20 protein-coding genes are annotated in these 24,591 nt (G+C 39.6%); 9 read left to right on the top strand and 11 right to left on the bottom strand.

Annotated elements, in window-relative coordinates; translation table 11 throughout:
- Nucleotides 1-8: 8 nt before the first annotated feature.
- Nucleotides 9-704, top strand: coding sequence for a polysaccharide deacetylase family protein (locus GILLI_RS12955; RefSeq protein ID WP_006989570.1), 696 nt, complete (start codon nt 9-11; stop codon nt 702-704).
- Here GILLI_RS12955 and GILLI_RS12950 read toward each other — a convergent pair.
- The 3 genes from GILLI_RS12950 to GILLI_RS12940 all read right to left on the bottom strand — a co-directional run bounded on the left by GILLI_RS12950 (nt 701) and on the right by GILLI_RS12940 (nt 3,322).
- Nucleotides 701-997, bottom strand: coding sequence for a thioredoxin family protein (locus GILLI_RS12950; protein WP_006989569.1), 297 nt, complete (start codon nt 995-997; stop codon nt 701-703). The genes GILLI_RS12955 and GILLI_RS12950 overlap by 4 nt on opposite strands.
- Nucleotides 998-1,334: 337 nt before the next feature.
- Nucleotides 1,335-2,561 (bottom strand): metallophosphoesterase, encoded by a 1,227-nt coding sequence (locus GILLI_RS12945; RefSeq protein ID WP_006989568.1) that lies wholly within the window; start codon nt 2,559-2,561, stop codon nt 1,335-1,337.
- Nucleotides 2,562-2,683: 122 nt separating this feature from the next.
- Nucleotides 2,684-3,322, bottom strand: coding sequence for a 3-hydroxybutyrate dehydrogenase (locus GILLI_RS12940; RefSeq protein WP_006989567.1), 639 nt, complete (start codon nt 3,320-3,322; stop codon nt 2,684-2,686).
- A gap of 51 nt (nt 3,323-3,373) precedes the next feature.
- On the opposite strand from GILLI_RS12940, the gene GILLI_RS12935 reads away from it, so the two are divergent.
- Entirely contained in the window at nt 3,374-4,348 is a 975-nt protein-coding gene (locus GILLI_RS12935) for a glycosylasparaginase (protein ID WP_006989566.1), read from the top strand.
- 243 nt (nt 4,349-4,591) lie between these two features.
- Here GILLI_RS12935 and cphA (GILLI_RS12930) read toward each other — a convergent pair whose 3' ends face one another.
- Together cphA (GILLI_RS12930) and cphA (GILLI_RS12925) are read right to left on the bottom strand one after the other, a co-directional pair.
- Complete coding sequence (gene cphA / locus GILLI_RS12930; RefSeq protein WP_006989565.1) at nt 4,592-7,255, bottom strand: cyanophycin synthetase; 2,664 nt, start codon at nt 7,253-7,255, stop codon at nt 4,592-4,594.
- 435 nt (nt 7,256-7,690) lie between these two features.
- Nucleotides 7,691-10,342 (bottom strand): cyanophycin synthetase, encoded by a 2,652-nt coding sequence (gene cphA / locus GILLI_RS12925; protein ID WP_006989564.1) that lies wholly within the window; start codon nt 10,340-10,342, stop codon nt 7,691-7,693.
- Nucleotides 10,343-10,454: 112 nt separating this feature from the next.
- On the opposite strand from cphA (GILLI_RS12925), the gene GILLI_RS12920 reads away from it, so the two are divergent.
- A complete protein-coding gene (locus GILLI_RS12920; protein ID WP_006989563.1) occupies nt 10,455-11,309 on the top strand; it encodes a cyanophycinase in 855 nt (284 codons plus the stop codon).
- A 411-nt stretch (nt 11,310-11,720) separates the two neighbouring features.
- Here the strand turns inward: GILLI_RS12920 and GILLI_RS12915 are convergent, their stop codons facing one another.
- A complete protein-coding gene (locus GILLI_RS12915) occupies nt 11,721-12,653 on the bottom strand; it encodes an isoaspartyl peptidase/L-asparaginase family protein (RefSeq protein ID WP_006989562.1) in 933 nt (310 codons plus the stop codon).
- A 119-nt stretch (nt 12,654-12,772) separates the two neighbouring features.
- On the opposite strand from GILLI_RS12915, the gene polA reads away from it, so the two are divergent.
- A complete protein-coding gene (gene polA / locus GILLI_RS12910) occupies nt 12,773-15,598 on the top strand; it encodes a DNA polymerase I (RefSeq protein ID WP_006989561.1) in 2,826 nt (941 codons plus the stop codon).
- A 114-nt stretch (nt 15,599-15,712) separates the two neighbouring features.
- Here polA and GILLI_RS12905 read toward each other — a convergent pair whose 3' ends face one another.
- Nucleotides 15,713-16,285, bottom strand: a complete 573-nt coding sequence (locus GILLI_RS12905; protein ID WP_006989560.1) for a DUF5004 domain-containing protein — start codon at nt 16,283-16,285, stop codon at nt 15,713-15,715.
- A gap of 355 nt (nt 16,286-16,640) precedes the next feature.
- Between GILLI_RS12905 and rplM the strand changes: the two genes are divergently transcribed.
- The 4 genes from rplM (at nt 16,641) to tsf (ending at nt 19,547) form a co-directional block, all read left to right on the top strand.
- Complete coding sequence (rplM, locus tag GILLI_RS12900; protein WP_006989559.1) at nt 16,641-17,096, top strand: 50S ribosomal protein L13; 456 nt, start codon at nt 16,641-16,643, stop codon at nt 17,094-17,096.
- Nucleotides 17,096-17,482, top strand: coding sequence for a 30S ribosomal protein S9 (rpsI, locus tag GILLI_RS12895; protein ID WP_006989558.1), 387 nt, complete (start codon nt 17,096-17,098; stop codon nt 17,480-17,482). The genes rplM and rpsI overlap by 1 nt, the downstream gene beginning before the upstream one ends.
- A 174-nt stretch (nt 17,483-17,656) precedes the next feature.
- Entirely contained in the window at nt 17,657-18,628 is a 972-nt protein-coding gene (gene rpsB, locus GILLI_RS12890; RefSeq protein ID WP_006989557.1) for a 30S ribosomal protein S2, read from the top strand.
- Between the two features lie 94 nt (nt 18,629-18,722).
- Entirely contained in the window at nt 18,723-19,547 is an 825-nt protein-coding gene (tsf, locus tag GILLI_RS12885; protein ID WP_006989556.1) for a translation elongation factor Ts, read from the top strand.
- 685 nt (nt 19,548-20,232) lie between these two features.
- Here tsf and GILLI_RS12880 read toward each other — a convergent pair.
- From GILLI_RS12880 to ruvC, 4 genes are all read right to left on the bottom strand, one after another.
- Nucleotides 20,233-20,997, bottom strand: coding sequence for a cyclase family protein (locus GILLI_RS12880; RefSeq protein ID WP_040506635.1), 765 nt, complete (start codon nt 20,995-20,997; stop codon nt 20,233-20,235).
- A 38-nt stretch (nt 20,998-21,035) separates the two neighbouring features.
- Nucleotides 21,036-21,281 (bottom strand): GIY-YIG nuclease family protein, encoded by a 246-nt coding sequence (locus GILLI_RS12875; protein WP_040507051.1) that lies wholly within the window; start codon nt 21,279-21,281, stop codon nt 21,036-21,038.
- Between the two features lie 114 nt (nt 21,282-21,395).
- On the bottom strand, nt 21,396-22,637 hold the full coding sequence (hemW, locus tag GILLI_RS12870; RefSeq protein WP_006989553.1) for a radical SAM family heme chaperone HemW: 1,242 nt from the start codon (nt 22,635-22,637) through the stop codon (nt 21,396-21,398).
- 67 nt (nt 22,638-22,704) lie between these two features.
- Entirely contained in the window at nt 22,705-23,256 is a 552-nt protein-coding gene (ruvC, locus tag GILLI_RS12865; RefSeq protein ID WP_006989552.1) for a crossover junction endodeoxyribonuclease RuvC, read from the bottom strand.
- Between the two features lie 122 nt (nt 23,257-23,378).
- On the opposite strand from ruvC, the gene GILLI_RS12860 reads away from it, so the two are divergent.
- A complete protein-coding gene (locus tag GILLI_RS12860; protein WP_006989551.1) occupies nt 23,379-24,584 on the top strand; it encodes a glycosyltransferase in 1,206 nt (401 codons plus the stop codon).
- Nucleotides 24,585-24,591: the final 7 nt, after the last annotated feature.

Genomic DNA, 24,591 nt, shown 5'->3' with positions numbered 1-24,591 from the left:
TAAAGCTGATGGCTTATTTTAAAAAAATCTCCACATTAGGGAAGCTTCTGTTTCCTTCCCTATTTTGGAAAATGCCATCTAAACAGAAAATACTTTACCTCACTTTTGATGATGGACCAAATCCGGAGATTACTCCCTGGGTTTTAACGATCTTAAATGAATTTAAGGCGAAAGCAACTTTTTTTTGTGTGGGTGAAAATGTAGCTAACCATCCGGATATTTTTCAGCAAATCTTAACTGAAGGGCATCATATTGGAAATCATACTTACAACCATATAAAAGGATGGAAAACTTCTGAAAAAGACTATTTGGAGAATGTCTACTTAACTGAAGAAGTTATTCAAAAGAATGTAAATAAGCCGGATAATCCGGGTGAAATCCGTTCTTCAGGATTGAATCCGCACTCAGAACCCAAAACTCAACCCAGCAAACTCTTCCGCCCTCCCTACGGAAAGATCCTTCCAGGGCAAATAAAAAAACTCCAGAAATTGGGATATGAAATTGTAATGTGGGATGTAATTAGCGGAGATTTTGACGCAAAACTTTCTGCCGAAGATTGTTATAAAAATGTGATCAAAAACTGTAGTTCCGGAAGTATCGTGGTATTTCACGACAGTATAAAAGCTGCAAAAAAAATGAAGGAAGTATTGCCAGGAGTCCTTAAATATTATCAGGAAAAAGGCTTTGAATTCAAGGCTGTTTAAACGTATTCCTTCAAAATTCCAATTAAGGTATTGGCATCCTGTTCTCCACTCTGTCTCCACTTCATCTCTCCATCTTTGTAGATCATTAAAGTAGGTAAGCCTTTCACGCGAAGCGCTTCGGCTAATTGCGTATTTTTATCTACATCTATCTTTATGATTTTGGCCTTGTCTCCAAGCGCTGCTGCCACATCCCTAAGCACCGGGTGCATGGAGGTGGAAGCAGCATTCCATTCGGTATAAAAATCCAACAACACCGGAATTTTTAAATCTATTAATTCACCAAATTTTGACATAAGCTAAACACTGATTTTAATTAGATTTTATAACCAAGAATGCTTTTAAAAATCAAATATAGCAATTTCTTTCAATTATGCATGCTTAGGGGTTTTAACTAAGGACCGATCTTTGAATAATTTAAAGAAAAAACGGGAATGTACTGGAATGCTGTACTCCTGTTCTTCACAGGTTTGGATGCTTCAACAATATCAAATACCATCTAAGAATAAATTCTATTGAAATTTCTAAAATTAATCGGGGAAAAATTAGAAATAGTAACAGCATATTTTTTATCCTTGAGAAGAATTTTGAAAGCAAGCACATTCAACCTTTCCTTCTCACACCAACCTAATATTACGAAGGCCTGGATCCGCGCTTTAGTTCGATCACACTTATTTCAGGCCATATTCCAACCCGTCCCGGATAAGCCAGGTACCCAAACCCGCGATTTACGTTGATATACCTTCCAAATTCCTCATAGATCCCCGCCCAATTCTCATACCTGTACTGCACGGGACTCCATTTAAACCAACCCGGGATCTCAATACCAAACTGCATTCCGTGGGTATGACCACTTAAAGTAAGCTGATAATTATTTGGATCATTTTTGATCTTTTCCTGCCAGTAGGAAGGATCATGACTTAGCAACACTTTAAAGTCTTCCGGTTTTAATCCATTTCCGGCTTTATTGAGGTCACCTTTCTTCTTGAATCCTCCGGAACCCCAGTTTTCAACTCCCACAAAAGCGATGCGCTCCCCGTTTTTCTCAATGAACCTATGCTCATTCAACAAAAGATCCCAACCCATCTTAGAATGTATATTTTTGAGGTCTTCCAAATTGGCATGTTTTGCCTTATCATTCTCCCATGCTACATAATCTCCGTAATCGTGGTTTCCTAAAATGGAGTACACCCCATCCTTAGATTTAATCTTAGAAAAAGTAGAAGTCCACGGATCCATTTCTGTGGCAAGATTGTTAACAAGGTCTCCGGTAAAAAGCACCGAATCGCTTTCCTGCTCGTTGATGAGATTTATTGCATATTCTATTTTCTTTTGATTGTCAAAACTTCCACTATGGATATCACTTATCTGGGTAATTCGATATCCGTCAAATGAAGAAGGAAGATCTTCAAAAAACAAGGTGTATTTTAAAACCTTGTAATTGTATTTCCCCTGATACATTCCATAGAGCAAGGAAGCAAATGGAATGGCTGCAATCCCAAGCGCTATCTGACTCAAAAACGTTCTTCTGGAAGGAAGGCTGAAAGAAGTTGATGGAGCCGTCAACTTTTCATAAGCTGCAAATATTAGTCGTACTACATCTTCACCCAACATAAAAATTGCAGTAATTAAATTGGCCGCCATAAAGGCAAGTACAAACCCCAGAGAATATCCCCGCCCTCCGTTAAACCCTCCCTGGGGATTGGGCTGGGTCCACTGGTAAAGAAAATATCCCAGGATCCCCAGGGACAATAGAATATACCCTACCGTGATCCAGTTACTCTTTGTAATAGTCCTTAAAGCCTGATAAGCATAAATATTAAAAAACAGATAAATAGCAACAAAAAAGATCCAACGCATTAGCAATTCTATTTTTTTTGTAAAGATACTCCCAATGCTGTGCCAATGCATGCACCTCAGGTTAAATAAAATCGATTCAGCTATAAGAAAATCCCATCTTAGAACTTGCCCTTACTTTCTACCTATTGTGCGGTCCAAGCCCCATCCAGTGTAAAGGATGATCCTGTAATGGCAGATGCGTTTTCGTTTGCAAGAAATAAAGCTAATTCTGCGATTTTATCTGCCGAAATAAATTCTTTGACCGCTTGCTTTTTGAGCATTATTTTTTGCACTACTTCACTTTCTGAAAGATTATGAGCTTTTGCCTGATCTTTAATTTGCCCCTCTACCAACGGTGTTTTCACATAACCGGGGCAAATTGCATTACAGGTAATATTACGCCCCGCACCTTCCAGGGCCAGGACTTTTGTTAAACCTATAACACCGTGTTTTGCAGATACATAAGCCGATTTATATTCGGAAGCACGCAAGCCATGGACCGAAGATATATTGATTATCCTTCCAAATTTATTCTCTTTCATTCCTTTCCATACCCCCTTTGAGGCCAAAAAAACGGATGTTAGATTCACCGCTAAAATCTGGTTCCATTTTTCAAATGGAAAATCCTCAATGGGCGATACATACTGTATCCCGGCATTGTTGATTAAAACATCTATTTTTCCAAAATATTCTTTTGTGGAATTCAGGAGCTCATCAATAGCTTCTTCCTTCATTAAATTAGCTTCTGAAAAAGTTGGTTCAGATTTAAAAAAACCAATCAAACACAGTACATTTATCACATCAAACCGAATAGGCTGGGTAACTTTTACAAGATGAAAAGACGCGTATTTATAAGGAACACCGGTATCACCGGCCTTGGAATAACTGCAATACCCAGAGCTTTAGGTTTTAATCCTTTAAATAATCTGGAAAATATGCAAGATAAATTTCCGCTTACTATAGCCACCTGGAATTTCCCAAACGCCTCTCAAAAAGCCGGTGAATTACTGGATCGTGGGGCAACTGCCCTGGATGCGGTGGAACAGGGAGTGATGATAGAAGAAGCCAATCTTAAAAATACCACGGTAGGTAAAGGTGGTGCTCCAGACAGGGAAGGAAATGTGACTTTAGATGCCTGTATCATGGCTCCAAATGGGAATGCAGGTTCTGTAGTTTATTTAAAAAATAATACCCACGCAGTTTCTGTAGCACGAAAAGTTATGGAAGAAACCCCTCACGTAATGCTGGCCGGCGAAGGTGCCGACCAATTTGCCAGGGAAATGGGTTTTTCAACGGAAAATTTATTGACTGAGGAGTCAAACGCCGCCTACAGGGAATGGTTAAAAACCAAGGAATATAAACCCCTCATCAATATAGAAAATCACGATACCATTGGGATGTTGTGCATAGACAAAAATGGAGATATTGCTGGAGCCTGTACCAGTTCGGGATTATCCTATAAAATGAACGGCAGGGTTGGGGATTCTCCCATAATTGGGTCCGGTCTATTTCTCGATAACGAAATTGGAGGTGCAGTAGCTACAGGAATGGGGGAAGCCATCATGAAAAGTGTTGGAAGTTTTTTGATCGTAGAATTGATGCGCCAGGGCAAATCGCCTCAAGAAGCTTGCGAAAACGCGATTAACAGGATCATCAATACCAATCCCAATTATAAAGATTTCCAGGCTGCCTTTATCGCTATGAACAAGAAAGGGGAAGTAGGTTCCTATTGTATTCAGAAGGGGTTCAGCTATGTGAAGTACCAGGAAGGTAAAAACGAAAATATTCCCAGTGCATTTTATTTTTAAATTACCAGAAAAATAACTTGTAAATATTCAACGGCATAATCTCTATTAATTCCCTAACGCTAATTTGGTGATTTTGGGTACTGTTGTTTAGACTCCTTTTTCAACAGAAACAAAGTTTTTAAAACGTGATTTTTCAATTCCAGGTTCCTTCATTGCAATGTCTGAAACCGTCAATAGTGATGGAAGAACTATTCAAACATCTGGTTTAAGCCAAAGTTGATGCCTGCCGTAAAAACCTTTTTCCTATTCATTCACAGAAGCTTCAGAAATCCCTTTTCCCTCTACATCCCATTGTTTATCTGATCCATCTACCTGAAGTTCCTGTATCAATTCGGTTACAACAATGATCATTTCTGTGCATATTACAATAAGAGCACCTCTTTCTGCATTTTGAACAGCATAGGTCACAGCCTCTTTTTCATCTTTAATAATAGTAACTTTCTTTTGAGGATCGTGGCTATAGATTCCTTCTTCAAGAAAACCTATGATCTCTTCTACTGTTCTCCCCCGCAAATGCTCATCCTGTCTTATGATGATCTCGTCAAACATTTCTGCCGAAATTCTTCCAATTTCTACCGTATCCTCCTTCTTCCTATCTCCTACTCCCGTGATAATCCCCACTTTTACTGAAGCATCTACTTTATCTGTAAATGCCTTAAGCGCCTTCATTCCTGAAGGATTATGGGCATAATCCATCAATAACTGAAAATCTTTGAACTGAAACAAATTCATTCTTCCGGGCGTTTGTCCTGGCGATGGTGTAAAAGTTTCCAAAGCAGCTTTGATATCCTCCAGATCCATATGATGTATATATGCTGTAAGTACTGCAGGAAGTATATTTTGTATCATAAAGCCGGCTTTTCCACCAAAGGTTAAAGGCACTTTGACAGCTTTTACCACCCTAAGTTTCCAGGCTCCTTTACATATAGTGATATAGCCATTTTCATATACTGCCGTTAGACCTCCCTCTTCCTGCATTTCTTTGATGCGTGGATTATTTTCATCCATGGAGAAAAGGGCGACCTTGCTTACCACGTTTTTGCGCATTTCGTATACAAGATCATCATCGGCATTGAGAATTGCAAATCCGTCCTGCTTCACGCTTTCGGGAATTATGCCTTTTACCTTTGCCAGTTGTTCAAGAGTGTGAATACCCTTAAGTCCCAGGTGATCTTCAGATACATTGGTAACAATGCCGGTATCGCATTGCCCAAAACCTAAGCCTGAACGCAATAATCCTCCCCTGGCACATTCCAGCACCGCAAAATTCACCGTGGGATCCTTTAATACAAATGCTGTACTCACAGGGCCCGTACAGTCTCCTTCCATCAACAACCGGTTTTGAATATATACTCCATCACTGGTAGTATATCCCACTTTATACCCCTGCTGCTTGGCAATATGGGCTATCAACCTTGTAGTCGTGGTTTTCCCGTTGGTTCCGGTTACTGCTACAATGGGTATCGACCCATTGCTGCCGGAAGGAAATAATTTATCGATAACATGAGCGGCTACATTACGGGGCAATCCCGCAGTAGGCGACAGATGCATCCTGAAACCCGGACCGGCATTCACCTCTATAACAGCACCGCCCGTTTCTGAAAGTGAATTACTTATATCTGCGGTCATTACATCTATCCCGCAAATATCCAGGCCAATGATCCTGGAGATCCTTTCTGCCATGAATTTATTGGAAGGATGCACTATATCGGTCACATCTTCAGACGTACCGCCGGTGCTTAAATTGGCGGTGTCTTTGAGAACCAGCTTTTCATTTTCTTTCAAAACAGAATCTAAGGTATAACCTTCCGCCAAAATGATGCTTTTAGTAAGATCATTTACTGTTATTTGGGTTAAATTTTTTTCATGACCATAACCCCTTCCTGGATCCTTATTTACCTCCTCAATAAGATCTCTTATACTTTGCTTGCCATCTCCTATGACGTGGGCCGGCGTTCTTTTTGCCGCAGCTACCAGCTTGTTGTTAATGACCAACAACCTGTAATCTTCACCGGTTATTTGTTTTTCCACGATTACCAAACGGGAGAATTCTTTAGCTGCTTTAAACCCCTTCAAAGCCTGTTCCCAGTTTGTGATGTTAATAGTAATTCCTTTCCCGTGATTTCCATCCAGGGGTTTGGTAACCAGGGGGAAGCCCAGGTATTCAACTATTTCTCTAAGATTGGATTTCTTGCTTAATATCTCCCCTTTGGGAACAGGCATCTCCGCTCTTTCCAGCAAATTTTTTGTGTCTTCTTTATTACAGGCAATTTCTACAGCCAGATTGCTGGTTTCACTGGTAATGGTAGCCTGGATTCGCTTTTGATTTTCGCCATACCCCAACTGGCATAACGAATATTTGTTAAGTCTAATCCAGGGAATACCGCGTGAAACTGCTTCTTCTATGATTGAACTTGTGCTTGGCCCCAGTCTCACTTCTTGCCTGAGCTCTCGCATTTCCCGAATGTCCTTGGCAAGATCATAGCTCTCCCCGACTATTAGGGAATGACATATTCTCACGGCTGCGCGGGCTGCATATTTACCCACTGCCTCTTCCATATATGCAAAGACTAGATTATATACCCCTTCTTCTCCATAACTTTCTACTCTCCCAAAGCTAACATCCATTCCTGCCTGGGTCTGTATTTCCAGGGCCATGTGTTCTATGATCTTCCCCATGCTCAAACCCTTTTCCACCTTACTGAGAAAATTTCCTTTTTTATCCTTGGAACCCGGGTAATTCTTTAAATTGGGAAGTAAAGCATCCAATCGATCGTTAAACCCCAGAAGCTCAACAGAAGAACTCTCTTCCATCTCCCCTAGATCCAGGATCATCACTATTAATTTATGCCGGGTTACGGACCAGTAATTTGGTCCCCGCATGATGTTTATTTTCAATATTTTCATGATAATTATCTCGTATAAGCGACTTTAGCCTCCGAAAAACTTAAAAGCCTTAATTTAAGAATGAAAATAGAAAGTAAGAGGATTTACCTCCAATTTTAGATATATTTTATGAATACCGGGAACCTGCTTTAGTGGCAAAAAATCGTATTAATAAAACATTAAAATTTAAAAAACCACACTCAAAGACCAAACCTTTTTATGAATATTACTATTTGGTGATCTTGCTTTAAGATTGTGATTAAATTTAGAGGATAGCACTGAAGAAATTAAGTATAAGGAGCTTTAAAAGATTTTTACCGCAATGCATTTCAAGGGACATTTTATTGGTTAAATAACCCATAAAAGAAAGACCGCAAAAGAAATCCCATTGGAGTTCAATTTACGGCCTTGCTTATAAATATTTAATACCTTAAAAAAGTTTGACTCATTGCCTACCTACCTGTTGGGAATATCATCTACGGTAAACCCATACAACATATTAGACTCCTCTTCCTTGAGTTTTTGTACCAGGTCCAGTGCTTCCGTAACCACATCACTGCAAAAAACGATCAGGGAACCTTTAACGGCGTTTTTTATGGCGAAGGTTGCTGCTTCCTTTTCGTTAGGAATGATGGTGGTTTTCTTGGTAGGATCCTTCATTTTGATTCCGTTGTTGAGCATTTCAATGAGCTCTGTTTCCGTTCTTCCGCGCAGGTTCTTATCCTGCCTTATAATGATCTCATCAAACATTTCAGCAGCGATGCTTCCTATTTCATTAGTGTCTTCTTCCCGGCGGTCCCCCACCCCGGCAATGATCCCAATTTTTTTGGTCGCGTCAATATTTTCTATGAATTTTTGCAAAGCACGCATCCCTGCGGGATTATGTGCGTAATCCAATAGGACCTGGAAATCCCTGAACTGAAATAAATTCAATCTTCCGGGGGTTTGAGAAGGAGAAGGGATAAAAGATTCCAATCCTACTTTTATTTCATCTATTGTAAAACCTCTTATGTACGCTGTAAGTACAGCAGGAAGCACATTTTGTATCATAAAAGCAGCCCTCCCTCCAAAGGTAAGGGGAACATTGACGGCCTTGATTACCCGCAGTTTCCATTCTCCTTTACATATGGTGATATACCCATTTTCATAAACGGCACTCAGGCCTCCATCTTTATGCTGGGCTTTGATTCGCGAATTATCCTCATCCATGGAAAACAAGGCGACGTTGGAAACTACAGTTCTTCGCATCTCGTATACCAAATCGTCATCTGCATTAAGAATCGAATATCCACCCGGGAGCACACTCTCTGGTATTATTCCTTTCACCTTTGCAAGTTGATCAATAGTATGAATTCCATTTAATCCCAAATGATCTGCTGCAACGTTGGTCACAATACCAATATCGCAGTTATGGAATCCGAGGCCAGCTCTAAGCAATCCTCCCCGCGCACATTCCAGTACGGCAAAATTCACGGTGGGATCCTTTAGTACAAACTCTGCACTTGATGGTCCTGTGCAATCTCCCTTCAACAACATGCGGTTTTGAATATAGATCCCGTCACTGGTGGTATAGCCTACTTTATAGCCTTTTAATTTAGCGAAATGAGCAATAAGTCTCGTGGTGGTGGTTTTTCCGTTTGTTCCCGTTATTGCAATAATAGGGATCTTGCCGTTAGAATTGTGAGGGAAAAGTTTATCGATCACCGGGGCAGCCACATTTCGGGGTAGCCCGCTGGTAGGCGCCAGGTGCATTCTAAATCCGGGGCCCGCGTTCACTTCAATTACCGCCCCTCCTGTTTCAGAAACTGGGGAGCTTATATCTGTTGTCATAATATCAATGCCGCAAATATCCAGGTCAATGATCTTGGAAATACGTTCTGCCATAAAAATATTGGCAGGGTGTACCCTATCGGTAAAATCTTCTGCCGTTCCTCCTGTACTTAGGTTAGCAGTATCTTTCAGGATCAAACGTTCTCCTTCCTGTAAAACCTTCTCAAGGCTATAGCCTTTTGAGGAAATTATACTTTTTGTAAGGTCATTAATAGTGATTTGCGTCAATACATTTTCATGGCCATATCCACGCCTTGGATCGCGGTTTACCTCCTCAATAAGTTGTTGGATAGTTTGTTTTCCATCCCCAATGACATGAGCCGGGGTACGCTTCGCCGCGGCAACCATTATATTGTTAATGACCAGGATCCTGTAATCATCTCCTGTGATACATTTTTCAATGATCACAGAATTGGAAACTATTTTAGCAGCTCTAAATCCTGTGAGGGCATCTTCGTAATTTCCAATGTTTACGGTGATCCCCCTACCATGGTTCCCGTCAATGGGTTTGGTTACCAAAGGAAAACCAACGTATGCTACTGCCTTAGCCAAATTTTCCTCAGAGCGAATAATTTTTCCCCTGGGAACAGGAATCCCTGCCTGTTCCAGTAAAAATTTTGTATCCTCTTTATCCCCTGCTATTTCTACAGCTATGTTGCTGGTATCGCTGGTCACTGTAGCCTGTATTCTTTTTTGATGGGCACCATAACCCAGCTGGCAAAGCGAATTTTTATTTAATCTTATCCAGGGAATTCCCCTGGCAGCAGCTTCTTCTACAATAGAGCTTGTACTCGGCCCCAGTCTCACTTCTTCCCTTAGCACCCGCATAGATTGGATATCCTTTGCAAGGTCATATTCCTCGCCTTTCACCAAAGCTTCACATATACGTACCGCTGCACTGGCGGCATAGATACCAACGGCTTCTTCCATATAAGCAAATACCACATTGTACACCCCCTTTTCGCCATAACCCCGGGTCCTTCCAAAACCAACATCCATTCCAGCCAGGGTTTGTATTTCAAGCGCAATATGTTCAATAATATGCCCCATCCACGTTCCTTCTTCCACCCTTTGGAAAAATCCGCCTGGAATTCCTACAGAACAACGATGTTCGTACATATTAGGAAACATAGTTTCCAAGCTTGCAGTAAAACCATCGATTTTATTTGAAGGTCGATTTTCCATTTCTTTCAAATCCAGGACCATCACAATTAGTTTATGCCTTTTTATAGACCAATAATTTGGCCCCCGAAGCGCATTGATTTCCCTGATTTCCATAACTTCTGATTTATTTTTGTTTTTTCTTGATAGGAAAAAATGGATTTATGATTGTAATTTATGTATAGGCAGAATATTAAACTATTTTTGCAGCAAATTTTAATTTTTAATTATGATTAAAGGAACTTTAATTCCCATTGGTGGAAATGAAGACAAAGGATTTCATAAAGCCAACAGATTTCGAATGGATTATATAAGCCAGGGAATCCTGGCCCGTGTAGTATTTGAAAGCGGAGGAAACAAAGCAAACATCCTGGTGATCACCACAGCATCTGGAATTCCTGAAGAAATCGGAAAAAATTACATTGACGCCTTTGCCAGGCTGGGGTGTGAAAATGTACAACACTTATATATATGTTCAAAAATTGATGCCGATAGTGAGGTAAATATTCAAAAATTAAGAGCAGCAGATTGCGTGATGTTTTCTGGCGGGAACCAGTCCAAGATCACCACTCACATCAAAAAGACCAACTTTCACAAGATCCTTAAGCAACGCTATACCAATGAAGAATTTGTAGTGGCGGGAACCAGTGCGGGGGCGATGTGCATGTCCATGGAAATGATTACCGGCGGCAGCAGTAAAGAATCGTTTATTAAAGCCGCAACTAAAATGCGTGAGGGAATTTCGTTAATTCCTGAAATAATTATAGACACCCATTTTATTCAAAGGGGTCGTTTTGGAAGGTTATCAGAAGCTGTGGCCCGCTATTACGACCGCATTGGGATTGGCCTAGCAGAAGATACTGGCCTGGTTATTAAAAACGGAAATGATTGTGAAATAATCGGCTCAGGCATGGTCATTATTTTTGATCCCGGAAAACTTACCCATAACAATTACGACATTCTAAAAGATGGCACGCCGCTTACTATGACGCACTTAATAACCCATGTACTGTCTGCCGGCGATAGTTTTGATATCGAGGAACGTACTGTAAAAGTTATGACCGTGGCGGAACATATGTTATAGAATACTTTTTTTAACTCTGCGAGGATTGAGAATAAACTTCAAGCTCACCCACCCTTCCAGGTAGAGAGCGGGAGCCAAAAATAGTTTCGGCCTTTCCAAAGAAGAGAGGAGGTAGAGACATCGAGGCAAGCCATCCGAGAATTTATATATTAAATTATGCTTGTCTGCCTTTACTCCTAAAATGGTTGTTGCTACTTATATTACTTAACTTTCTAAGTCGCTCCTCCTCCGAAAGGATTGCGGAAAGCTCACTCAAGCAAAAGTACGCTCGGTTTTACGAAGCCTTTCCAAAAGTAAAACCTTATTTAAATGTTCCTAATAAACGGAACTAAATAAAGACAACCTCGCCGGCAGCCACGCTTGTCAAACTCCCCTCTATTTTTCTTATCAGGTTATTTTACGGATAAGCATTCAATGTTTATATATTAAAACTTCTTCCAGTCCTTCTGAGTTTTTACAAGCCCTGTACATTCCTTCGGTATTAAAAGGCATAGCTATATTTCCTTTGGCATCCACCGCAATCAATCCGCCGTCCCCTCCAATTTCTAAAATACGTTTATTTATTACCTCATTTGCCGCATCCTTAAGGGAAAGCTTTTTAAATTCCAACAAGCACGAAACGTCGTAAGCGACCACGCCCCTTATAAAATATTCACCACTTCCCGTACATGAAACCGCACAGGTTTTATTGTTGGCATAATTCCCCGCGCCAATCATAGGACTATCGCCAATACGACCAAATTTTTTATTAGTCATTCCCCCGGTAGAAGTACCTGCAGCAATATTTCCATTTTTATCACAAGCCACCGCGCCAACGGTCCCGAATTTGGAATCTTTTTTTGCTGAATGGTCCAACTGGAAAGCGTTAGAATCTTTTATATCCAGCCATTGTTGGTGCCTAAATTCATCATAAAAATAAGTAGGGTCTTCAAAAGTGTAGTTCAATGACTTTGCAAATTCCAGCGCCCCTTCGCCCGCCAAAAAAACATGGTCACTTTTTTCCATAACATCCCTTGCTAAGGAAATTGGATTTTTAATTCCTGAAATCAAGGTTACCGCACCAGCATTTAATGTTTTTCCTTCCATGATCGCCGCATCCATCTCATGAGTTTCATCGGCCGTAAAAACACTTCCTTTTCCCGCATTGAACAAATGGGAATCTTCCAAAGTTATCACCGCTTTTTCTACTGCTTCCACCGCAGATGCCCCCTGTTCTAAAAGTGTATACCCTATCTCCAAGGCATTTTGTAAGGTCGCTTTATACTCCTTTTCCTTTTCCGGGGTCATTTGTCCTTTTAACAAGGTTCCTGCCCCACCGTGAATGGCTATGGCTATTTTTTGCATGGCTTTGGTATTTTACAATTAGAATTTTTTACCTCGTTGTCACATCATTGAAAAATACAACTTGCATTTTAAATGCAGCTATAAGTTTTGTAGTTTTATAGGCTAAATAAGAATACCTGATGGCCGAACAAAAAAGATTGTTTTTACTAGATGCATATGCTTTAATATTTAGAGGGTATTATGCCTTTATAAAAAATCCCCAAATCAATTCAAAAGGATTGAACACTTCAGCAATAATGGGATTCACCAATTCTCTTTTTGATGTTATTCGCAGGGAAAAACCAGATCATCTTGCGGTTTGTTTTGATAAAGGCGGAAGCACGGAACGCACCGAAATGTTCGAAGATTATAAAGCGAACCGGGATGCTACTCCGGAGCCTATTATGACTGCCATTCCCTACATTCAGGATATTTTAAAAGCTATGCATATCCCGGTGGTAGTTTTACCGGGTTGTGAGGCCGATGATGTGATTGGCACCCTCGCAAAGCAGGCCGAAAAGGAAGATTATAAAGTTTTTATGGTTACTCCAGATAAGGATTTTGCACAGTTGGTTACCGAAAATATTTTCATGTACCGTCCAGCAAGGATGGGAAATGGAATTGAGATTTTAGGGATTCCTGAAGTGAAAGAAAAATTTGGCGTGGAACGTCCGGAGCAGGTAATAGACTTTTTAGGAATGATGGGTGATGCATCCGACAATATTCCCGGATTGCCAGGTGTTGGGGAGAAAACTGCGAAGAAATTCCTGAAGCAATTTGGAAGCATGGAAGAACTGCTCTCAAATACCCACCAGCTAAAAGGTAAAATGCGGGAAAAGCTGGAAGAATTTGGTGAACTTGGGATTCTTTCAAAAAAACTCGCTACCATTAAAACCGACTGTGATGTTCGGTTTGACGCCAAAGACTATGAACTTTCTCTGCCCAATTCTGAAAAAGTCCAGGAGATTTTTGAAGAACTTGAATTCAGAAGGCTGAAAGATCAGTTTTTAAAATTGTTCTCAGGGGAAGAATCTTCAGCACCTACTCAGGTTAGCGGCACGGAAACAGCAAAAGCTCAAAACCAAACCGCCGGAGCAGGACAATTTTCATTATTTGGAGGGGAAGCGGAGAAAATGGAATCTATTTCCAGCCGAAAAACCCTCAAAGATACGTCCCATGTATATCAAAGCATCGCGCCGGGAATGGGAACCGGTTTGTTTCTGAAGAATCTTTTAAAGCAAAAATCGGTTTGTTTTGACACCGAAACCACAAGCCTGAATCCGTTGGAAGCAAAGCTGGTTGGGATCGCATTTTCGTGGGAAGCCGGAAAAGGGTTTTATTTGCCTTTTCCTGAGGAAGATGAAAAAGCCCAGGATTTAATTGAACTACTTCGGCCGTTTTTTGAAGCTGAAGCGATCGAGAAGATAGGACAGAATTTGAAATACGATATTAAAGTCCTTGCAAAATACACTATTGAAGTAAAAGGGCCGCTTTTTGATACCATGATTGCGCATTACCTTATCAATCCCGATATGCGCCATAATATGGACGTCCTGGCCGAGACCTACCTAAACTATACCCCACAATCCATTGTTGAACTCATTGGAAAAAAAGGAAAAAACCAGGGAAATATGCGGGATGTCCCGTTGGAATTATTGACCGAATATGCTGCTGAAGATGCAGATATCACACTTCAGCTAAAACAACATTTTTCCCCGGAGTTGAAAGCCGCCAGTATTGAAAAACTTTTTCAAGAAATAGAAATTCCCCTGGTAAGAGTGCTTGCCGATATGGAACTTGAAGGCATCAAACTGGATGAGAAATTCCTGAATTCCCTTTCTGCCGATCTTGAAAAAGATATAAAAGACCTGGAAGAAAGTATCTACGAAAAAGCTTCAGAAGAATTCAATATCGCTTCCCCAAAGCAATTGGGAATTATCTTATTTGAAAAGCTGCAACTTATCAAAAAGCCAAAAAAGACCAAAACAGGGCAATATTCTACCGGAGAGGATGTGCTTTCTGCACTGGCACACGAACACGAAATCGTACAAAATGTTCTTGATTACCGCGGATTGGTAAAACTAAAAAACACCTATATAGATGCATTGCCATCGCAGGTGGAAAAAACAACGGGGCGCGTTCATACGGATTACATGCAAACCGTTGCCGCAACCGGACGACTGAGTTCCAATAATCCAAACCTTCAAAATATTCCAATAAGGACGGAAAGGGGAAGACAGGTAAGAAAAGCTTTTGTGCCCAGAGATGAAAATTATATCCTCCTGGCTGCAGATTATTCCCAAATAGAACTCCGTATAATTGCGGCGCTTAGCAAAGAGGAAAATATGATTAAAGCCTTCCAGAGTGGAGAAGATATTCACACCTCTACCGCTGCAAAGGTATTTAATATTCCTATTGAAGAGGTTACAAGAGCACAAAGGGGCAATGCCAAAACAGTGAATTTTGGAATCATATACGGTGTTTCTGCTTTTGGATTGAGCAACCAAACCGATCTTTCCAGAGCAGAATCCAAGGATTTAATAGATACCTATTATGAAACCTACCCGCAACTTCGAAAATACATGAGTGATCAAATTGAATTTGCACGGGAACATGGGTATGTACAAACTGTTTTAGGAAGAAGACGTTATTTAAAAGATATCAATTCGCAAAATGCCATAGTGCGCGGTGCCGCAGAAAGGAATGCGGTAAATGCCCCAATCCAGGGAAGTGCTGCCGATATTATAAAGATTGCAATGATCAATATTCACAAAAAACTAAAAGAAGGGAATTTCAAGACAAAAATGCTTCTACAGGTTCATGATGAACTGGTTTTTGATGCTCACAAAGAAGAACTGGAGGTTGTCCGGAAAATGATCAAAGAAGAAATGGAAAATGCATTCAAACTCGATGTTCCGCTGGATGTGGAACTGGGAGTTGGAGAGAACTGGCTGGAGGCACATTAATATAAAGAGAGAAGAAGAAAAAATCGATTATCCCGTACTAAGCTCACGAGCTTTACTAGAGGAAAAAATCCACAGGATTTTGATAAAATCCCTCCCGATCGGGCCGGGCCGGCTTTAAAGTTTCTGGTATTCCAGTTCCACTACAAGAATTTCGGAAACAGAAGTACCCCCCGGATCTGCTACATATTGGATGGATTCGCTTTTATCTACAGAAAAAGTAAATACATCCTGTTTAAACACGAGGGTTTTTTTGTGAGGATAGGTGCTGCCATTAATTTCTACATTTAAAGTAAGGACATCGCCTTCAATACCCCAGGTCCCCGTATCGGTTCTGTTCCCCATACAAAAGAACTCGTCATTATTTGTTCCGGCTTCAAAATCCAGACGGGCATTGACTGAAGAAAACGTCATATCATCAGAAAAGCTGATAGACATTGGGTTAAAACAGGTTGTTTCAAGTAATAGGTTGGAATTAAAGGTACTATCTTTATTAAGATCCACAGCCCTATCGGCCTGCATTACGCTCAGGTCCCAATGGCCAACCAAATCTGTATATTCAATATTTGCGGTGACAATAGTTGCGCTTGTAGACTTTGCGTTAAGATCACCAATATCTTCCCCTGCACAGGAAGAAAGTAGAACAACGGCACAGCTTAATTTAAACAGACGTTTCAACAGGAAATTCATAGCTAAAGATCAATAGATTACAATGCAAACATAGGCAATTATACTATTGTCTTATGATATCATTAACATTTATTTTACCGTTTATCGGTAAAATATTACTTCTTAACGAATTTTAAAGCTAAAATGCAGTGACTGGCTACCTATCATGAGAATATGATCGTTAAAATAAATCGCATCAGGATATGATTTTCAGGCATCATAAATGCTTTGACTTCCAATAACTTCAGCGCAAATAAATTAATGAAGTGGCTATTTGCAATATGAATTTATAATTGTACATTTGCACCCCTGTTTTCACGATTCAAAGTCGGGTTACAGGGAATGGAATGTTTAATAACAAGTAAAATTAATTAGTGTGGACACATTAAGCTACAAAACAGTATCGGCCAACAAGGCTACCGTGACCAAGGATTGGGTACACGTAGATGCTGATGGTCAGACTTTAGGTCGTCTTTCATCTATAGTGGCAAAGCTGCTTAGAGGGAAATTCAAACCTAACTTCACCCCACACGTTGATTGCGGTGATAACGTAATTATTACGAATGCCGAGAAGATCAACTTGACAGGTAAAAAATGGGATTCTAAGGAATACATTCGCCATACCGGCTATCCTGGGGGACAACGCAGTCTAACTGCAACTGAATTATTCAATAAAGGGCCGGAAAGGTTAATTGAAAACTCAGTAAAAGGAATGCTACCTAAAAACAAATTAGGCGCAGCTATATTCCGAAATTTAAAGGTTTACGCAGGATCAGAACACGATCAATCTGCTCAAAAACCTAAAACTATTAACTTAAACGATCTTAAGTAATGGAGGTTATTCACAAAATTGGCCGAAGAAAAACGGCAGTTGCACGTGTATATGTTGGCCAGGGAACCGGGAACATTACCGTGAACAAAAAAGCACTTAACGAGTATTTCACTACTGGACCTTTACTTTTTAAAGTGATGCAACCTCTTAACATGACCGGAAACGAAGAAAACTTCGACATCAAGGTAAATGTTTTTGGTGGTGGTATTACAGGACAGGCAGAGGCTATTCGTCTTGCAATTTCCAGAGCAATGGTAGAACTTGACGCAGAAAACCGGGCGATTTTAAAGCCAGAAGGTTTGATGACAAGAGATCCTAGAATGGTAGAACGTAAGAAATTTGGACAGAAGAAAGCTCGTAAGAAATTCCAATTCTCTAAACGTTAATATTTTGGGCACTGCCCTAAACAAAGTTCATTTAATATTTAATAAGATTTTTGTTGTTATCCCGCCAGCTATAGTGGGAGTTAGTTTAGCATCTAAATAGCCAAGGCCGAATCCTGATAAAAAGAATCGCCACTTGGATATTGCTATCTCAACAGAACGTAAACTATTACAAAAATGGCAAACAAAGTAGAAGTAAAAGACTTACTTGATGCAGGTGTACACTTTGGTCACCTCACAAGACGATGGAATCCAAATATGGCCCCGTATATCTATATGGAGCGCAACGGGATTCACATCATCAATTTATATAAAAGTGCTGCAAAAATGGAGGAAGCCGGAGAGGCCCTTAAAAAAATTGCAGCCAGCGGTAGAAAAATACTTTTTGTAGCTACCAAGAAACAAGCAAAAGAGATTGTTGCAGATCAGGCTTTGAGAGCGAACATGCCGTACATCACTGAAAGATGGCCCGGCGGTATGCTTACAAACTTTATCACCATTCGTAAGGCTGTTAAAAAAATGTCCTCTATTGACAGAATGAAAAAAGACGGAACCTTCAACACACTTTCTAAGAAAGAGCGTTTACAGGTAGACCGTTTAAGGGCTAAGTTGGAAAAAAACTTAGGATCTATTTCAGAAATGAGCCGTCTTCCGGCTGCATTATTTGTAGTAGATATCACCCGTGAACACATTGCTGTTAAAGAAGCTCAAAAATTAAACATTCCAATCTTTGCGATGGTTGATACAAACTCTGACCCACGTGAGGTAGAATATGTGATCCCATCAAATGATGATGCATCAAAATCTATCGATAAAGTGGTTTCTTACCTTGCAGAATCTATCATTGAAGGACTTTCTGAAAGAAAATCCGGAAAAGATGATAATGAAGAAGCTGGTGATAAACCGGCACGAACTAAAGCTCCTAAAGCTAAAAAAACTACAGAAGAAAAAGTAACTACAGAAGCTCCTGCTAAAGCTCCTGAAGCTAAAAAAGCTACAGAAGAAAAAGCAACTGCAGAAGTTCCTTCTACAGATCCTGAAGATAAAAAAGCGATGAAGGAAGCTAAGGAAGAAGTAAAACTTGAATCTAAAGAAGAAACTTTAGAAAAGGCTAAACCTTCAACTGAAGAAAAAGAAGAAGAAAAATAAAATAAGCTTTTGATAATTTTATATGGGTCGTTTAGTTCTTTTTTAAATAAAAACTAAGCGACCTTTTCATTAAAAACCCAAAAATTTAAACGTCATGGCAAATATAACCGCCGCAGAAGTAAATAAATTAAGAAAGTCTACCGGAGCCGGTATGATGGATTGTAAAAAAGCTTTGGTAGAATCTGAAGGAGATTTTGAAAAAGCTATTGAGATCCTTCGTAAAAAAGGTCAGAAAGTAGCTGCTAACCGTGCCGACAGAGATTCTTCTGAAGGTGCTGCAATTGCAAAAGTAAATGAAGCTGCAACCAGAGGAATTATTATTTCTTTGAACTGTGAAACAGATTTCGTGGCTAAAAATGACTCTTTTGTTCAATTAGCTACAGATCTTGCCGATATCGCACTTGCCACTTCTTCTAAAGAAGAATTATTGGCTGCAGATTATAAAGGTATATCTGTTCAGGATAAATTGACTGAACAAACAGGTGTAATTGGTGAAAAAATCGAAATTGGTGCTTACAAATCTTTGGAAGCTCCTTTTGTAGGTTCTTATATCCACGCCGGTAATAAAATTGCTGTTTTAACAGGTCTTTCCAAAAATACCTCCGGAGCCGAAGAAATTGCTAAAAATGTTTCTATGCAGGCTGCCGCGATGAATCCGGTTGCATTGGATGAAGAAGGCGTAGATCAGTCTATCATCGAAAAGGAAATCGAAATTGCAAAAGATCAGTTACGGGAAGAAGGTAAACCAGAAGAAATGTTGGATAACATCGCTAAAGGGAAAATCAAACGTTTCTTTAAAGACAACACTTTGGTAAACCAGGATTACATTAAAGACAACAAAATGAGTGTTGCAGCCTACGTGAAATCTGTAGACAGCGATCTTAAAGTAGTTGGTTTTGAAAGAGTAGCCTTAGGATAATTTCCTGCTGCCCATTTTTATAATAATATATAAAAGCCGTTTCTTCTGAAGCGGCTTTTTTGTGTTTAGCAACCGCCATGTTGAAGTTTCAGCAAACGTCATGCTGAACTTGTTTCAGCATCTAACTTAAATATATGGTAACCTATTAGACCCTGAAACAAGTTACCATTGACGTCTTTGTACAAATTGTGACTCAGTAAATTACGATAAATTAAAATTTAATTTATCAGACCTAAAACATCATTTTCTTCGGCTAGATAATTTTTATTCTCTCTGGTCTCAGGATGACAATGCAAGTCAGTCTAAGCCTGTCGAAGACTTTTGATCACTACAAATTTTATTACATTAAAAGGCTATCTTTTTTCTTCTTTTCCATTTCAATTGTTTTTCAACCTTGATTGCTTGAGAAACATCAGTGAACTGTTCAAACCGTTTTAAAACAACTGGTCTGCTTTTATAGGTATAGGCACTTCGACAGGCTCAGTGTGACAGGCGATAATCGATGTGTTCATTATATCAGACTACAATTGTCGTGTTTTGTGAAAAACTGTGATTCAAAAAATTACGATAAACTAAAAACTTAACTTACTAGACTTAAAACCTCATTTTCCTACGCTAGATAATTTTTTTATCACGGGTCTTAGAGTGACGATGCGAAGTTCAAGAGTTTCATCTTTAGGAAACGTCATGCTGAACTTGTTTCAGCATCTAACTTAAACAACACCGGTTTCGAAGGTGCAGCATCATTTTCGAAGGAAGCGATTTGTAGGTTTAAAATATAGTTGCCATCCTCAATTTTATTGGGGACATAAACAAGCTCTGTTATAGTAGCTTCAAAACGTGTGTTCTTCGGGAAGTCCCAAAAAGCTTTGTGAGCCAATAGTTTCCCCTCATCCTTTTCTTTATCTACAGAAGGCAGGTCTATTAAAAGATGCTCAATTCCGCACTCCCTGATGTATTTAGCAGCGTTTTCCTCCAGGTATGGCCAATTGGTATTGGAGTATTTTCGGGTGCGCTTATCGATGTAATTTGGATGCGTACGAATTATAAGTGCTTCCACATCATTTTTTTGAAGTTCCTTTCGAATCTGTTCTTCGGTAATCACTTTATCCACTCCCCTGTTTTCCGGTTCCACAGAAATAAGTTTTGCAGTAAAAAAGAATTTTTTCAGGGAATCATTGATACTATGAAATTCCCGGGTAATATGGCCCACACATTCGGTATGTGTTCCGTGCGCGTGAGGATTAAACTCAATTGTATTAAAATTGGTGGAAGACCCCGCACTCACTTTTCCAATAAAATCTCCATCCTTAACCGGAAAGATCTTAGGACTTTGCAAATACCAGGCAATGGGGTTTTTATCATCCCCCCGTAAACTCAGGGAAATATCCAGAGGTTTCGCTAAGTTGATGTTGTAGGTTTTATTGTTGTAGGTTATTTCTGCTTTCATAGACTTCATGCTGAACTTGTTTCAGCATCTAACATGAATTATCTCAGATCTTCAAACAGATCTCTTAACTCAGGATTCTTTGATTTTATTAAATTCCACTTCAACTGCTTTTCACGGGCTATTACCTGAACAATAGCAGTAAACTGTTTAAAATTCATCAAATGTGTAAGATGGTATTTTTTGGTGTAGATCGACCCTTCACCATTTTTATGTTGACTTATTCTTTTTTCAAGATCTGCTGTTACACCAACATAGAGCATCGATCGGGTTTTATTTGATAACATATAGATATAAATCGTTTCCGTTTGATGCGTTTTACTTAACCAAATCAGACCCTGAAACAAGTTCAGGGTGACGATGGGTAATTCAATGTCGATCTTGCTTAACAACTGTTATGCTCAAATTGTTTGAGTATCCAAATCTACCAAAAATAAATCGGCGGCGATACCATCGCTTAAAAACTTCGCTTTTTCGGTCACATGTAAATTTCCATGTTCCATTTTCAAAAAACCCTCATTTAAATGCTGGGTTGCCTGCTCCAGCAAATATTCCTTGAAAACCTCTCCAAATCTTTCCCGGACTTCTTCTGGAGAAACTCCCCACATTGTTCTAAGGTGGGTCATAACATATTCATTGTATTTATCTTTTACGCTCAACTTCTCTGCCTCTGCCGGAATACTACCTTTTTGAAGTGATTTTATGTACAATGTATTATTATTGACATTCCATTTTCTGCTTTCTCCATCATACGAATGTGCCGAAGGCCCTATTCCCAGGTAAGGCTTCCCCGTCCAATAGGCAGTATTGTTTTGGGAAAAATAACCGGGTTTTCCAAAATTAGAAAATTCATAATGTACAAAGCCGGCAACCTTTAAAGTCTTCGTTAAGATCTCAAAATGAGCTTTTGCAGCATCATCATCCACAGGTTTTATTATTCCTTTGTCGATGAATTTTTTTAAGGCTGTATTGGGTTCAACGGTTAAGGCATAACAGGAAAAGTGTGGCAAACCAAGCTCCAGTGCGATCTCAATATTCTTTTTCCAGCGTTCCTCACTCATATCGGGGATCCCATAAATGAGATCTATTGAAATATTATCAAAATATTTCTTTGCCATTTGTATGCTTTCCAAGGCTTCTGTAGCATTGTGCGCCCGGTTCATTAACTTCAGGTCCTCCCCAAAAAAGGACTGCACTCCTATGCTCAATCTGTTGATTTTTGATGCTTTCAGAAGCTCTAATTTTTCCCTGCTAAGATCATCGGGATTTGCTTCAAGAGTGATCTCGGCATTTTCAGCAACCCTATAATTAGAGAATATGGTATCAAATAGTTGATCCAATTCTTTTGAAGCGAGTAAAGATGGTGTTCCGCCGCCAAAATAAATCGTTTGCACTTCCTTCCCCGGCAATTCATCTTTCCGTAGTTCCAGTTCTTTACAAAGCATATCCACCAATTCTCCCTTCTTTTTTACCGAAGTAGAAAAATGAAAGTCGCAGTAATGACAGGCTTGTTTGCAAAAAGGAATGTGAATGTATAAGCCTAAAGCCCCTCCCGACCTCCCCAAAGGGGAGGAGTTATATCTTACCTCAACCTGATCTAGAGATTCTGGTTTTGTTTTTTGTTTTGGAAAATTTGAGGACATTTCTAGCGATTTTTAATTATTCCCCCTTCGGGGGTTAGGGGGCTTTTCCCCTTCGGGGGTTAGAGGCTTATTTTACTTTCTTCGGATTATTCTTAACAAACGCATCCCAGCCGGAGTAACTTTTTTCTACGCTCACAGAACCTGAATTGTAAAAATGACAAACCGCCGCGGCGAGACCATCTGTAGAATCGAGATTTTTAGGCAATTCTTTTAATCCAAGAACGCTTTGAAGCATTTTTGCAACTTGTTCTTTACTGGCATTTCCGTTTCCGGTAATAGCCATTTTTATCTTTTTAGGAAGGTATTCTGTAATGGGGATCTGTCGTGAAAGTCCCGCCGCCATCGCAACACCCTGTGCCCTTCCCAACTTCAGCATAGACTGCACATTTTTTCCAAAAAAGGGAGCTTCAATAGCGATCTCATCCGGATTGTAGGTGTCAATCAGTTCAATGGTACGTTCAAAAATAAGTTTCAGCTTGATATAAGGATCGCTGTATTTGCTTAACAACAACTCATTAAGCTGTAAAAACTGCATTTTTTTATTCTCCACTTTTATGAGTCCGAAACCCATAATTGTGGTTCCGGGATCTATTCCCAAGATAATTCTTTCGGTTTTCAAATGCTGTATGTTCTTATTTTTAAACAGGCTGAAGGCAATCTAAAAAACAGGATTGCGCTTCACAAAGCTACGCAATTCTAAGCAGCTATTCCTATATTTGAAATCAGTCTTAAAAGCATATAATGACGCTATTCCTCATTTTTATTACCGGGTTATATTTGACGCTTATGCTGCTACTGCTCATTGGGTGGCGTAAGATTCCCAAATTTAGCCTGAAGCACGCTTCTCCCGAGATCAATTTCTCTATTATAATTCCCTACAGAAATGAAGCCGAAAATCTACCGCTTTTATTGAATTCAATTTTAAAACTGAAGTATCCGCTTTCGCAATTTGAAATTCTTTTGGTGAACGATTCTTCTGAAGATGGCTCCAGAAAGATTTGTTCCGACTTTAAAACCAGATATCCTGAACTTCAAATCTCCCTTATTGAAAACCACCGAATTTCAGGTTCTCCAAAAAAAGATGCAATTTTAATCGCGGCTAAAAAAGCGATTTTTCCGTATATCCTTACCACCGATGCAGATTGCAAACTTCCGAAATTCTGGCTACAGGCGTTTAATGAAAAGATCCTGGAAACCGGTGCGAAATTAATAGCGGGTCCTGTTGCAACATTCAAACCCCTCTTAAACCCTTCCATTTCAGAATCCTCTAAGACTGAAAAAAGTTTATATAACCAGGATATCCAAAAAGAAAAAAGAAGATTAAAATATTTCCATGCGTTCCAGGAGATGGATTTCCTGAGTTTACAAATTGCCGGCGCCGGGGGGTTTGGACTAAAAAAAGCTTTTATGTGTAATGGCGCGAATCTTTGCTATAGCAAAGCGGCATTTTTTGAAATTGGCGGCTTTAGTGGAAATGGGGAAATTTCCAGTGGGGATGATGTTTTTTTGCTTCAAAAATTCGCTGAAAAAAAATTGAAAATCACCTTTTTAAAATGCCACGAAGCCATCGTACTTACAAAACCTCAACAAAATCTCACTGCCTTGATCTCTCAACGTATTCGTTGGGCTGCAAAAACTCCGGCATATAAAAGCCTGTTTGCGAAACTTATAGGATTTTCGGTTTTAATGTTGAATTTTTCGCTGATCCTTGGGTGTTTTCTAACCTTTTTTAATTTTATTCCATACCAGCCGGTATTGTTAATGTTCTTCTTTAAATTTAATGTAGATTTTGCATTGTTGTTTTATTCAGCAGCGTTTTTTCACCGAAAAGATATTCTCAGGAATTATTTTTGGAGCAGTTTGGTGTATCCTGTTTTCTCGACTTCGGTTGCACTAATGTCCTTATTTATAAAGTTTGAATGGAAAGGGAGAACCTATAAAAAATAGAGAATGT

The organism is Gillisia limnaea DSM 15749 (genome assembly GCF_000243235.1).
GTDB lineage: Bacteria > Bacteroidota > Bacteroidia > Flavobacteriales > Flavobacteriaceae > Gillisia > Gillisia limnaea.
The sequence above is the reverse complement of the archived record's forward strand: the minus strand, read 5'-3'. Positions and strand labels throughout refer to the sequence as shown.